The sequence below is a fragment of the Sulfitobacter albidus genome, from assembly GCF_018200035.1.
GTDB classification, from domain to species: domain Bacteria; phylum Pseudomonadota; class Alphaproteobacteria; order Rhodobacterales; family Rhodobacteraceae; genus Sulfitobacter; species Sulfitobacter albidus.
This window is the reverse complement of the sequence record NZ_CP073581.1, coordinates 1,968,362-1,981,337: the sequence shown is the minus strand read 5'-3', so window position 1 is coordinate 1,981,337 and position 12,976 is coordinate 1,968,362. Positions and strand designations below refer to the sequence as shown.

At 64.0% G+C, this 12,976-nt stretch carries 10 protein-coding genes, 1 tRNA gene and 2 pseudogenes; 9 read left to right on the top strand and 4 right to left on the bottom strand.

Annotated features, from left to right (window positions below; all coding sequences use genetic code 11):
* Positions 1 to 152 precede the first annotated feature (152 nt).
* Both KDD17_RS09520 and KDD17_RS09515 read left to right on the top strand, forming a co-directional pair.
* Positions 153 to 1,019 carry a helix-turn-helix domain-containing protein gene (locus KDD17_RS09520; RefSeq protein WP_212703458.1) on the top strand — a complete coding sequence of 289 codons (867 nt, stop codon included), beginning with the start codon at positions 153 to 155 and terminating at the stop codon, positions 1,017 to 1,019.
* Positions 1,016 to 1,933, top strand: coding sequence for a helix-turn-helix domain-containing protein (locus tag KDD17_RS09515; protein WP_212703457.1), 918 nt, complete (start codon positions 1,016 to 1,018; stop codon positions 1,931 to 1,933). Before KDD17_RS09520 ends, KDD17_RS09515 begins: the two co-directional genes overlap by 4 nt.
* A 21-nt stretch (positions 1,934 to 1,954) precedes the next feature.
* On the opposite strand, the gene KDD17_RS09510 is transcribed toward KDD17_RS09515, so the two are convergent.
* Positions 1,955 to 2,335 (bottom strand): cupin domain-containing protein, encoded by a 381-nt coding sequence (locus KDD17_RS09510; RefSeq protein WP_212703456.1) that lies wholly within the window; start codon positions 2,333 to 2,335, stop codon positions 1,955 to 1,957.
* 322 nt (positions 2,336 to 2,657) lie between these two features.
* Between KDD17_RS09510 and KDD17_RS09505 the strand changes: the two genes are divergently transcribed.
* Positions 2,658 to 3,431: a helix-turn-helix domain-containing protein gene (locus KDD17_RS09505; RefSeq protein WP_212703455.1), complete on the top strand. Its 774-nt coding sequence runs from the start codon at positions 2,658 to 2,660 to the stop codon at positions 3,429 to 3,431.
* Positions 3,432 to 3,480: 49 nt separating this feature from the next.
* A tRNA-Phe gene (locus KDD17_RS09500) sits at positions 3,481 to 3,567 on the top strand.
* 631 nt (positions 3,568 to 4,198) lie between these two features.
* On the opposite strand, the gene metG is transcribed toward KDD17_RS09500, so the two are convergent.
* Both metG and KDD17_RS09490 read right to left on the bottom strand, forming a co-directional pair.
* A complete protein-coding gene (gene metG, locus KDD17_RS09495; protein ID WP_212703454.1) occupies positions 4,199 to 5,908 on the bottom strand; it encodes a methionine--tRNA ligase in 1,710 nt (569 codons plus the stop codon).
* A gap of 53 nt (positions 5,909 to 5,961) precedes the next feature.
* Positions 5,962 to 7,193: pseudogene (locus tag KDD17_RS09490) on the bottom strand (MFS transporter).
* A gap of 127 nt (positions 7,194 to 7,320) precedes the next feature.
* Between KDD17_RS09490 and KDD17_RS09485 the strand changes: the two are divergent.
* The 5 genes and pseudogenes from KDD17_RS09485 (at position 7,321) to KDD17_RS09465 (ending at position 12,110) form a co-directional block, all read left to right on the top strand.
* Positions 7,321 to 8,364, top strand: a complete 1,044-nt coding sequence (locus tag KDD17_RS09485; protein WP_212703453.1) for an aldo/keto reductase — start codon at positions 7,321 to 7,323, stop codon at positions 8,362 to 8,364.
* A gap of 63 nt (positions 8,365 to 8,427) precedes the next feature.
* A complete protein-coding gene (gene bcoG, locus KDD17_RS09480) occupies positions 8,428 to 9,339 on the top strand; it encodes a 3-dehydrocarnitine:acetyl-CoA trimethylamine transferase BcoG (protein ID WP_212703452.1) in 912 nt (303 codons plus the stop codon).
* 26 nt (positions 9,340 to 9,365) lie between these two features.
* The gene (locus KDD17_RS09475; RefSeq protein ID WP_212703451.1) at positions 9,366 to 9,899 is read left to right on the top strand and encodes a lipocalin family protein; all 534 of its coding nucleotides are present in this window, start codon (positions 9,366 to 9,368) and stop codon (positions 9,897 to 9,899) included.
* Positions 9,899 to 11,367: pseudogene (locus KDD17_RS09470) on the top strand (carnitine 3-dehydrogenase). Before KDD17_RS09475 ends, KDD17_RS09470 begins: the two are co-directional and overlap by 1 nt.
* Positions 11,368 to 11,411: 44 nt before the next feature.
* On the top strand, positions 11,412 to 12,110 hold the full coding sequence (locus tag KDD17_RS09465) for an SDR family oxidoreductase (protein WP_254796951.1): 699 nt from the start codon (positions 11,412 to 11,414) through the stop codon (positions 12,108 to 12,110).
* Here the strand turns inward: KDD17_RS09465 and KDD17_RS09460 are convergent.
* On the bottom strand, positions 12,107 to 12,952 hold the full coding sequence (locus KDD17_RS09460) for a helix-turn-helix domain-containing protein (protein ID WP_212703449.1): 846 nt from the start codon (positions 12,950 to 12,952) through the stop codon (positions 12,107 to 12,109). The two genes, KDD17_RS09465 and KDD17_RS09460, sit on opposite strands and share 4 nt — an antisense overlap.
* Positions 12,953 to 12,976 lie beyond the last annotated feature (24 nt).

Sequence of the window (12,976 nt, the reverse complement as noted above, 5' to 3'; positions counted from 1 at the left end):
GAACGGATTCTGCGGAGGCAGGCGCACGTGTCCTTCGTCTGTCCAACCGTCCTTACAAGCGCTCCGCGCGGTTTATCTGGATGCCCTGTGCTGGACAGGTTTTCCCACCGTGGTAGTCTTGCACCGCCCGGTATCGTCAATTAGCGGACCCAATGACCTCACAGTTTCTGCAAAGCCACGAACCTCTCCTCAGCCCTCCAAAGGCGATTGGATCGGCGCATGTCACCATGACGCGGCTGGCGCAGAATAGTCACCAGACCTCGCACAAGACCGGATCGGAATTTGTGATCTCCAACGGGATGAAGCTCGATATGAAGGCGGGCCTGATGGACGCGGGTTTTGGCAAGGTGAAGTTGACCAACACCATTGGCCCGACGCTTGTGCATCCCGCGCACACGGATGCGCAGTTCATGGTTGCGGGCGATCATATGGTTCAGGTGCTGATCATCGAACAGTGGCGGGTCAGCGAGATGTTCCATCTTGACCCTGCCGTCGTCAGCCGCGCGATCGAGACAGTGGGCTACCGCCAGATAGCCGACCCCGTGATCTTCCGCTCGGCCCGGGACATGTGGCACCACGCGGACCGGCAGGGCGCCGCCGCGCAGTTGATGATCGACGGGTTGCTGCATGTCGTCCTCGCGCGGCTGATGCAGCACGCGGATCTTGACCAGCCGACGCCAAAGGACACCGGGTTGACCCAGTTCCAGCTGGCGCGGGTTGTCGATATGATGGAAAGTCATTTGCACCTGACCGTCACGATGGAGATGCTGGCGGACGCCATCGGGATGAAAACAGCGCATTTTGCCCGGATGTTCCAGAACACGACCGGCGAGACGCCGTACCGATACCTGCAATCGTGGCGGCTTGTGAAAGCGCGCGGGATGCTCGAGGAAACGGATCAGGATGTGTGTCAGGTCGCGCGCGCCTGCGGGTTTGCCAGTGCTGCGCATCTGCTCACTGCCCTCAACAGTGATCTTGGATACAGTCCCGGCCTTCACCGGAGGGGACGCTGCACATGAGCGACACCTTCCAGCCATCGGTTCTGAACCCCGAGACAATCGGCGCATTCCTCACAGAGCACGGTGCCGAAGTGCGCAGTCTGGATTTCTCGGGCTGTGTCGGCCTGTCCGGGCAGATCGTGAAACAGGGAAACGTCAGGTTGAACGCGCCGCCGCTTGACCATCATTTCCTTGAGGTGACCCTGTCCGGCTTTCACCGCGGCACGGCGCATGCCGACGGTATGGTGGGCCCGACCACTGTCTCGGCCCGGCCGGGCATGGTGTCCTTCAGGCCGGCGGACAGGGCTATGGGGGTCGATGTTGTTGGTCAGGGTGAAAACCTGCAGCTTCTGATCTCCCGTGATGTGATGGACCAGGCCAAGGCGGAGCTCCTCAAGGGCGACCCGGACCGTGCCGATCTGTGGGGGTTCAACACGCTGGATTGCAAGGATATCCGGCACATGATGATGGGGCTGGCCAAGGGGCATCCCGCAACCCAATCAACGCAGTCCTGTGCCGAGGCCGCGCTGAACCTCGCGCGCGGCATCGTGCGCAATTTCTCTACCGGCCCTCTGATCGAGGATGCGGACACTCCGCGTCTGACTCGCGCCCAACTGATCCAGTCCATGGAACTGATCGAGACCTGCATCAGCCTGAATACCGGCATTGACCGGATTGCGGAGCGTCTGGGCCTGTCACTGAGCTATTTTGCCAAAGCCTTCACCGCGGCGACAGATCTGACGCCCGGCGCGTTCCTGCGCGAGCGGCAGGTGGAGCGGGCGATTGAGTGGATCGAGGTCGTCGATATCACCGATGAGGACGATCAGGGGTTTGTCGTGCACGCCTGCGGCTACAGGGATTTCGGCGCAATGAACGCGGCTTTCATACGGTTGCGCGGCGTCGACGTGATCACTTTCAGCAAACAGATTTCCTGAACCGGGCCACGCGCGGGCGCGTCATTTCAGATCCGGGTCTTCCAGATCGGTCTGCACCCAGCTGCGGCTGAGGTGGATGTCGATGCTCTCAAGCGGTCCGGGCCCGAGGTTTTCGTATTTGTGCGGCACGGCGGCGGGGCCCATGACGATGTCGCCTTCTTCGGCGTCGATAATCTCATCCCCGACCTTGAACCGCGCCCGGCCGCGCTTGATGATAAAGATCTCGTCGTAGGGATGCACGTGCCAGCTTGGCCCTTTGCCCACCGCGTCGGTCGAGAAAAACAGAATGGTCACGTCGCTGTTCAGCGTAGTGCCGTCCACGACGTCGTGCCAGTCAAACACTCCGCTGCGTTTGTCCGTGGCCGCGCATTTGACGGCGGCTTTTGCCGGATGTTTCGCCATGGTGAGTGCCTCCCCGAGTATGTGCGGGCAAAGCCGTCCGCCCAGCCCGCTTTTTCCTCAAAAATAAATCCGGCGCGGCGTATTTCAAATTTCGGGCGATCCAGTGGTGGCGCACATCGCGGCCATCGGCCAAAATTGGATCGAAACAACAAAATGAGACGCAACGCTTGGTCCGCTGTGCGAAGCCCGCTAGGGTTGCTGTATGGATAGTGACGACCCAGACGCGGAGATGCCTGAAAACAGGGTTTTCACGCAAAGGCACCTGGAAGGTACATGCGTTCCGTATCTTTCGCCTTCCGGCTATGCGGTTGAAACCGCGGCGGTGAGCATCATCGCCATGCCACCGGGGGACGTTGATGTGATGTTCCAGACCAGCAAACGCATGTTGAATGTCGGGCTGCGCGGGATGAGAGACGACTGCGCGTTTTCGCTGGACGGCGTGGCGAGAACACCATCGACATTGCACCCCAACGGCGTGGATCTTCTTGCTGCTGGTGTGGATTTCTCTTTTTTCGGTCACAGCCTTGACTGGGAATTGCTGATTGAATTCAACACCGATGACATCGAGCAGTTTGCCCGCGAACACCTTGACGGACTTGACCTTTCCGCGCGCGATCTTGTCTCGGGCACCGATCCGCAGGCGGCGACCCTGGCCAGACTTGCCATCGCGCACCTCAAGGAACCCGTCGTGGACCGTCTCTATCTCGAAGGGTTGACGACCGCCATCACCGCGCGCGCGCTGGCTTTTGCAGCGCGGGACAAACGGGCACCATCCACCGGCGGCACGGACGCACGGATCCAGCGGGCGATTGACTATATCCACGCGCATCTTGTCGACGGCATGTCGATCAGCGAGATCGCGGGCGTCGCCTGCATGAGCCCGAGCTGGTTCTCGCGGGCCTTCAAGGCGCAGACAGGGACATCGGTGCACAAATACGTGCTCGGGTGTCGGCTGGAGCGGGCGCAGATCGCGCTTCTCACCACAAACGAGCCCATCGGTGCCATTGCGCACGGATTCGGCTTTGCCGATCACGCGCATTTCTCCCGGCTGTTCAAACGTCGCTACGGGATCACGCCCAAGGAAATGCGGGGCTGAGGCCGACACCGACCGAGTGCCTTTCGCGCGCAGAATTGGCCACGGGTTGGCTTGCGTGGTGGAATGGCAGACACAGGAGATTAAAAATCTCTAGGCCGAACAGGCCGTGCTGGTTCGAGTCCGGCCGCAGGTACCATGGTTGCGAAGGAGCGGCTGCTTTGCGGACAAAGCAGACATTGGATCCTCAGAATTGAATGGCTGCTCTTCAAGTCGAGGGGCGCCCGGGTGCTTGGGTTTTGTTCTCCTGAGTATTTTTAAGTGATTTTCAACGGACAATATTTTTATACAATGAAAGGCATGAGGAGCAAAAGCTATCTTCCATGCACGTCGGCCATGGTTCGTAACCCTGACTGACCACCGCCCATTTGGTCATTACGTCGGACACCGACAGGCGATTAGGGTCATATTCACATCCTTGGTGCCCAAATCCTGTAAACATTCCGCAGTCGCGAGATACACTATACCATAGCGTCTCTGCTCGGACTGTCATGAAATCTACAGCAGCAGAGTGACCGCCAAGTGCCTCAAGCCAGTTTGCTCTTCCTTGAAAGTGTGCCGAACAAGATAGCGGATTGACGGTTTCGTGTGAGGACAATTGTGACCCCAGCAGTGTGGCTAGCGCCATCGTTGACCAAAACAAATTGCGGTTTAGCGGCATGCTAAATTGAGCCCTTCTGTCGCTTAGCCCGACTTTAGCGGACATTCGTGCCGTATGCAGCATTTGTCAAATAGGGCTCTAAGCTTCCGTTCGTTGCGCCAGCCCAAACCTATTCCCGCACGCCCGCGAACCGCTCAGCCCAATCCTCGCGCTGCTCGTCGGTGATCTTGGCGAACAGCACCTCGGGCACGTCGAAGGCGTGGCCCGGCGCGAGGCGGGTGAGGGCGGTGGGGATGTCGTCGGGCCAGCCGGTATCCTCGACGCGCATGGCCGCCAGCATCTTGGCGCTGGCGTCGGGGATGAACGGTGCGGCAAGCTGCGCGTAGAGCGGGATGAGATTGAGCGCGAGGCGCACCTGCGCCGCCGCCGCGTCCGGGTCGGTCTTGAAGGTGGTCCAGGGCGCCTGCGCTTGCAGGTATTCGTTGCCCGCCGCCCAGATCGCGCGCAACTCGGCGGCGGATTTGCGCACCTCCATCGCGTCCATTGCGGCGCCGTAGCGGGCGACACGTTCGCCCAGATCGGCGATCAGCGCCTCTTCGGCCTCACCAAACGCCCCGGCCTCCGGCACGGCCTCCCCGAATTTCGAGCGGCAGAATTTGGTGATCCGGCTGACGAAGTTACCCAGCACATCCGCCAGATCCTTGTTCACCGACGCCTGAAAATTCTCCCAGGTGAATTCGGCGTCCGATGTTTCGGGCGCGTGGGACAAAAGCCACCAGCGCCAGTAATCGGCGGGCAGGATTTCCAACGCCTGATCCATGAACACGCCGCGCCCGCGTGACGTGCTGAACTGGCCGCCGTCGTAATTGAGGTAGTTGAAGGATTTGATGTAATCGACCAGCTTCCAGGGCTCGCCCGAGCCGATGATCGTGGCCGGAAAGCTGAGCGTGTGGAAGGGCACGTTGTCCTTGCCCATGAACTGGGTGTAGCGCACGTCATCCGCGCCCTTGTCGGTGCGCCACCAGCGCGCCCAGTCGCCGCCGCCCGCGTCCTGCCATTCCTGCGCGCAGGCGATGTATTCGATGGGGGCGTCGAACCAGACGTAGAAGACCTTGCCCTCCATCCCCGGCCACTCAGCGTCACCGCGTTTCACCGGCACACCCCAGCTGAGATCGCGGGTAATGCCGCGGTCCTGCAAACCGTCCCCGTCGTTGAGCCATTTTTTCGCGATCGAGGTCGTCAGCAAGGGCCAGTCGGACTTGCTCTCGATCCAATCCGACAGCTGCCCGCGCATCTGGCTTTGCCGCAGCATCAAATGCTTGGTCGCGCGCATTTCCAGATCGGTCGCGCCCGAGATGGTGGAGCGCGGGTCGATCAGGTCCTCTGGATCCAGTTGTTTGGTGCAGTTGTCGCATTGATCGCCGCGCGCGTCCTCGAACCCGCAGTTGGGGCAGGTGCCCTCGACATAGCGGTCGGGCAGGAAACGCCCGTCGGTCTCGCTGTAGATCTGGCGCTGCTCGACTTCCTCGATGAGGCCATTGTCGGCCAGAACCCCCGCAAAATGCTGGGTCAGCCGCTTGTTCTGCTCGGACGAGGAGCGCCCGAAGTGGTCGAACGAGAGGCCAAAGCGCTGGGCGATGTCGGCCTGCACGGCGTACATTTCGGCGCAATAGTCGGCCACGGGTTTGCCCGCCTTGGCGGCGGCCAGCTCTGCCGGGGTGCCGTGTTCATCCGTGGCGCAAAGAAACAGCACCTCATGCCCGCGCGTGCGCAGGTAGCGGGCGTATAGATCGGCGGGCAGCTGGCTGCCCACGAGGTTGCCCAGATGTTTGATCCCGTTGATGTAGGGGATCGCCGAAGTGATAAGATGCCGTGCCATGGTATGCGCCCTTGCTGTCTGCCGCGCGGTGTAGCAGGGGGCATGGGCGAGGGCTAGTCCTTCGGGCCTTCGTCGCGCAACCGCCCCGTCAGGCGCCCGATGGTGAATGTGGTGCGCAGGCCCGGCACGTAGCGGGTGCGCGGGGCGCGGCCCTTGCGCGCACGCATCCGCCACAGGCCGAACACGATCAGCACCCCGTGCCCGGTGGCCAGCATCGCGAACAGGGCCGCGGGCCCGTAGTTTTCGATCAGGATCGATGCGCCGTAGGGGGCGGCGATGGCGCCCATGGCAAACCAGAACATCAGCGCCGCCGACAGCTCGACCCGCTCATCCGAGGACGCGTAGTCATGCGCGTGCGCGGCGGCGACCGAATAGATCGGGAAGGTCGTCAGCCCAAAGAGGCCCGAGGCCAGCATCACCCCCCAGACCCCGCTGCCGGACGCGCCCACGGTCACGGCACAGCCAAGCATCGCCGCCACCGACAGCCAGATCAGCACCCAGCGGCGGTCGTATTTATCCGCCAGCCAGCCGACGGGCAGCTGCGCCAGCGCGCCGCCGATGACGAAGGCACCCAGAAACCAGCCGATCTGCCCAGCGCTCAGCCCGACTTCCTGCCCGTAGATCGGGCCAACCATACGGAAGGACGCGCTCGACAGCGCCGCGACGATCACGCCGGCCACCGCGAGCGGGGAGCGGGTGTAGGCCAGCGCAGGCCGCAGGCGGGGGAGGCAGGGGTTTCGGGTTGCTGCACCTTGGTCATGGTGATCGGCAGCAGGGCGGCACAGCACAGGATCGCCAGCAGATTGTACGAGACATAGCTGGCAGGCGCCAGAAACCCGATCAGCAGCTGCGCGCCAAGCGATCCGGTCATGTCGACCATCCGGTAGGTGCCCATGGCGCGGCCGCGCGTCTCGTTGGTGACCTTGGCCTGCAACCACGCCTCGACCACCGTGTAGCACCCCGCCACGCACAGCCCCGAGCCCACGCGCATCAACGCCCAGGCGGTGGGGTCCACGATCATCATATGCCCGATCAGCCCGATACTGCCCGACGCGGTAAAGGCCGCGAATGCCCGGCTGTGGCCGACGCTGCCCAGCAGGCGTGGGGCGATCCAGCAGCCGATGAAGAAGCCCAGAAAATGCGCCGATCCCAAAAAGCCGATCTGCTGGCGTGAAAATCCCAGCTCGGTGCCCGACAGCACATCCAGCGGGCCAACCCCGCCCGAGCTGAGCTGCAACAGGGCCACCGACAGAAACAGCGCCGCGAAGGAGACGATCATACGCATCCGCGATCCTTGCGCCCAAGCCGCGCCAAAGGAAACCCCGTTTGCGACAGATGATGTCTCTTTGCGCTTGTGAGCATGCGCAGGCCGCGTAGTCTGGCAGGAATTTGGCACGACAGGGATGAGCGCAATGAAAATGAACCAACTGGGCCGCACCGGGATCGAGGTGTCGGCCTATTGCCTGGGCACGATGACCTTTGGCACGCAGACGGAACCGGCGGAAGCCCACGCGCAGATCGACCGCGCGCTGGCGGCGGGGATCAATTTTCTCGACACCGCCGAGATGTATCCGGTCAACCCCGTGGCCAAGGAAACCATCGGCCGCACCGAAGAGATCATCGGCGACTGGATCGCGCGGGTGGGGCGGCGCGATCACTTTGTGCTCGCGACCAAGCATTCGGGCGCGGGGCTGGCGCATGTGCGCGACGGGTCCGAGATCACCGCGCAAACGATCCCCGAGGCGATCGAAGGCTCGCTCAAGCGGCTCAAGACCGATTACATCGACCTCTACCAGTTCCACTGGCCCAATCGCGGCAGCTACATGTTTCGGCAGAACTGGACGTATGACCCTTCCGGGCAGGATCCTGCGGCAGTGAAGCAGAATATCGACGACTGCCTCGGCGCGCTGCAGCGCGAGGTGGACGCGGGCCGCATCCGCGCCTTTGGCATGAGCAACGAGAGCGCCTGGGGCCTGACGCAATGGGCCGAGGCCGCCGAGCGTGGCGCCGGGCCGCGCATCGCGAGCGTGCAGAATGAATACTCGCTGATGTGCCGTCTGGCCGATACGGACGTGGCCGAGGCGTGCTGCAACGAGGATATTGGAATGCTGAGCTTTTCCCCGCTGGCCGCAGGCTTTCTGACGGGCAAATACATCGGCGGCGATATCCCCGAAGGCTCACGCCGGTCGCTCAATCCCGAGATGGGCGGGCGCATGACCGACCGCGCCAACCCGGCGGCGGCGGCCTATATCGCGGTGGCCGAACGGCACGGGATCGATCCCATCCACATGGCGCTGGCGTTCGTGCGCGACCGGCCCTTCATGGCCTCCACGATCTTTGGCGCGACGACGTTACCGCAGCTCGATCACATCCTTGCAGGCATGGATCTGACGTTGGGTGAAGAGGTCATGGCGGATCTGGATGCCGCGCACCGCGCCCATCCGATGCCCTATTGAATTGGGGTTTGCATTGGCGCTGCGGCCCCTGCATCTTCGCGCCGAAACGAAAGAGAGATACCCATGCCATTGTCTATGAACCGAGAGGTGTTCATCACCTGCGCCGTGACCGGATCGGGCGCCACGCAGGACCGCAGCCACCACGTGCCCCGCTCGCCGCAGCAGATCGCCGACAGCGCCATCGCGGCGGCGCGGGCGGGGGCGGCGGTGGTGCATTGCCACGTGCGCGATCCCGAAACAGGCGCGCCCTCGCGCGATGTGGGGATGTTTCGCGAGGTCACCGAGCGGATCCGCGACAGCGACACCGATGTGGTGCTGAACCTGACCGCCGGGATGGGTGGTGATCTGGTCTTTGGGGACGTGGAAAACCCCATGGATCTCAATGAGATGGGCACGGATATGGCGGGTGCTACGGAGCGGCTGGCCCATATCGCGGAGTGCCTGCCGGAGATCTGCACACTCGATTGCGGGACGATGAATTTCGCCGAGGCCGACTATGTGATGACCAACACGCCGGGGATGCTGACGGCCATGGGTCAGATGATGACCGACATGGGCGTGAAGCCCGAGATCGAGGCGTTTGATACCGGCCATCTTTGGTACGCAAAGCAACTGGTCAAGGACGGTGTTCTGGACAGCCCCGCGCTGGTGCAGCTGTGCATGGGGGTGCCGTGGGGCGCGCCGGATGACCTCAATACCTTCATGGCGATGGTGAACAACGTGCCCGACGACTGGACGTTTTCGGCCTTTGGTCTGGGGCGCAACCAGATGGCCTATGTCGCCGCCTCAGTCTTGGCGGGCGGGCATGTGCGCGTCGGGCTGGAGGACAACCTGTGGCTCGAAAAGGGCGTGCTGGCGGAGAACCATCAGCTGGTCACGAAGGCACGCGGCATCATCGAGGGGATGGGTGCCACGCTGATCGGGCCGGATCAGGTACGCGAGCGTTTGGGCCTGCAAAAGCGGGCGCCGCGGTGAAAACCGGCGTGCACCGGGCGTACACCGTGCGTGCACCGCGTGTGCATACGATTGTCGCCTGTTTCGTGCTCGCGGCTTTGGCGGCCTGCAACGCGCCGGTGGGCAGTGGCGTCACCACCGCGCCCAGCTACCGCGACGCGAACGTGCCCATCGGCGTGACCTCGCGCTTTGACGCGGCGAAGTTCGCCGGGCTGTGGCGGGTGCGCGCGGTACTGCCCGAGGCCGACAAGTTCGAACAGCTTGCCTTTCGCGGTGGCACCTTCCGCATCGGTGCGGATGTCTGCGACCCGGCGGGCATCTGCTTCACCGCCGCCGAGGATCTGCCGACGCGCCGGACGGGGCCGGGCCGCTATGTGATCACCATGCCGGGCGGGGAGCAGCGCCGCCTGTGGGTTTTGTGGGTGGATGAGGGCTTTCGCACGGCCCTCGTTGGCTCCCCCGACGGGACATTTGCGTGGATCCTCGACCGTGCCGCAACCGGCGGCGCCGACAGGATCCGCGCGGCGCGCGAAATCCTCGATTTCAACGGATACGATACGACATTCCTCAAGGAGCTATGATGCAAAAGACGGCAGCAATCATCGGCGGTGGCGTCATTGGCGGCGGCTGGGCCGCGCGCTTTGTGCTCAACGGCTGGGCGGTGCGGGTGTTCGACCCCGACCCGGAGGCCAAGCGCAAGATCACGGAGGTGATGGCCAACGCCCGCCGCTCGCTGCCCGGTCTCACGGATGTGGCGCTGCCGCCAGAGGGCACGGTCAGCTTTCACGACACGATTGCCGAGGCCGTCGCGGGGCGGCGTGGATACAGGAAAGCGTGCCGGAGCGGTTGGAGATCAAGCACGCGACATTCTCGGAAATTCAGGCGACCTGCGCGGCGGAGGCGGTGATCGGCTCGTCCACCTCCGGCTTCAAGCCGTCGCAGCTGCGCGAGAAGGCGGCCCGGCCCGGCCAGATCATGGTCGCGCATCCATTCAACCCGGTCTACCTGCTGCCGCTGGTGGAGCTGGTGGCCCCCGACGCGGACCCGGCCACATTGGCGCGCGCGCAGGATATTCTGCGCGGCATCGGGATGCATCCGCTGCACCTGAAAAAGGAAATCGACGCCCATGTGGCCGACCGTTTCCTAGAGGCCGTCTGGCGCGAGGCGCTGTGGCTGGTCAAGGACGGTATCGCCACCACCGAAGAAATTGACGACGCGATCCGCTACGGCTTTGGCATCCGCTGGGCGCAGATGGGCCTGTTCGAGACTTACCGCGTGGCAGGCGGCGAGGCGGGCATGAAGCATTTCATGGCGCAGTTCGGCCCTGCGCTGAAATGGCCCTGGACCAAACTGATGGATGTGCCCGATTTCACACCTGAGCTGGTGGATCTGATCGCGGATCAATCCGACGCGCAATCGGGGGCGTTTTCGATCCGCCAGCTGGAGCGCATCCGCGACAACAACCTTGTGACCATGATGCGCGGGCTCAAGGCGCAGGATTGGGGGGCGGGCGCGCTCATTAACGCGCATGAGGCGCAGCTGCGCGCGGGCACGGTGCATGCCGCCGCCGCCGCCGATCTGCCCGCCGGTGAATTGGTCGAGACCGCGCAGCGCACCGTGCCGCTCGACTGGACGGATTACAACGGGCACATGACGGAATCGCGCTATCTGCACGCCTTTGCCGATGCGACCGACCGCTTCATGCAGATCATCGGTTGTGACGCGGAATACATCAAATCCGGCGGCAGCTATTTCACCGCCGAGACGCATATCCGCCATATCGACGAGGTGCACGCGGGCGCTGTGATCAGCATCCGCACGCGGGTCATTCTGGGGGAGGGCAAGAAGATGCATCTGTTCCACGAGATGCACGAGGGGGAGCGGCTGCTGGCGACCGGCGAGCATTTCCTGCTGCACGTGAGCCTTGAGACCCGCAAGCCGTGCCCGCCCGGCCCGGCGATCGAGGCGGCACTGGTGCGTTTCGCCGCAGGCCACGCCGGGCTGCCGATGCCCGAGGGCGTGGGCCGCGCGATTGGGGCGCCGCGGTGAGCCATGTGCTCATCACCGCCGGGGCCAGCGGCATCGGGCGCGCCATGGGGGCTGCGTTTGAGGCGGCGGGGCATACGGTCTGGGTGACGGACGTGGATGGTGCCGCGCTGGCGGAATTGCCGAGGACATGGCGCAGCCGGCAGGCGGATGCGGTGGATGAGGCCGCGATGGCGGCGGTCATCGCCGAGATCGGAACGCTCGATGTGCTCTGCGCCAATGCGGGCATCGCCGGGCCGACGGCGCTGGTCGAGGATATCGCCCTGGCCGACTGGCGCGCCTGCGTGTCGGTCAACCTTGAGGGCGCGTTTCTGGTGGCCAAACACGCGGCCCCGGCGATGAAGGCGGCGGGGCGGGGCGCGATTGTGCTGACCTCCTCGACCGCGGGCATCTACGGCTATCCCAACCGCGCGCCCTATGCGGCGGCGAAATGGGCGGTGATCGGCCTGATGAAAACCCTCGCGATGGAGCTGGGCCCCTTTGGCATCCGCGCCAACGCCATCTGCCCCGGCGCCGTTGAGGGCCCGCGCATGGAGGGTGTGCTGGCGCGCGAGGCGGCGATCAAGGGCATGACACGCGATGCGGTCTACGCGGGCTATGCGGCGGGCACGTCGATGCGCAGTTTCGTGACCGCGCAGGATGTGGCGGATATGGCGGTGTTTCTGGGCTCTGACGCGGCGCGGCTTGTGTCGGGGCAGGTGATCGCCGTGGACGGCCATACTGAAAACCCCGATCCCAAATTCTAGAGCGATCCCAGATGGCGGGCAAAACCGTGGGCGGGCACGCTTGCCTCGCGCACCAGGCGGTCGAAATCCTGGGTGAAGAGCGTGATCCGCTCGCGGTCGCGGAAGGCCATGTAGTGCCCGCCGGTATAGATCACCGCCAGCAGCGGGCCAAAGAGCGTGATCGGCGCGGAATAGAGCCTGCGTGCGTCGAAGAGTGACAGGCGCAGGCGCGGGTAGAGCGTCGTGGCAAGATCGGTCAGCCGCGCGATCTGGGCGTGGCGGGCGGCGTGGGGCAGGCTTTCGTAGTAGCCGGTGCCGCGCACGAAGCTGTGGATCTCGAAAAGCGGTATCGCGATTTCGTAGTCCGATTGCGCGCCCCGCATCCACGCCAGACGGTCTTCGGAGGCGTTGATGGCCTGTTCGGTCGTGCGGCCCAGATGCGGCCCGTATTCCCATTCCAGCATCGCGCGGGTTTTCAGCATGTCGGGCAGGCCAACGGGCACATGCCGGATCTTGTAGCCCGCCGCCTCGCGGTGCCAGTCAAAGATCTGTTCGTCCACCAGCGCGCGCGGCGCCTGACTGAGCGAGAGCGTGTTTTTCAGCACCGCCGCCGTGGTTTCGGGCCGGTCCGAGAGGCCGAGGAGCCAATCGCTCGAGACCCCGAGTGCGGCGGCGCAATCGGCCAGCAGGTGGCCACCGGGCATGCGCGCGCCCGTGTCCTTAAGCCATTGCGACAGGGTCGAGCGATCCACGCCGGCGGCACGGGCGAGCGCGCTTTGACTGAGCCCGGCGCGGCCCATCGCGTCGCGCAGACGGGCGCGGCATTGGGTGGCGCGGGTGTGTTTGGGTGTTGGGGGCGACATCTGGTGATAATAATCACCGATTTT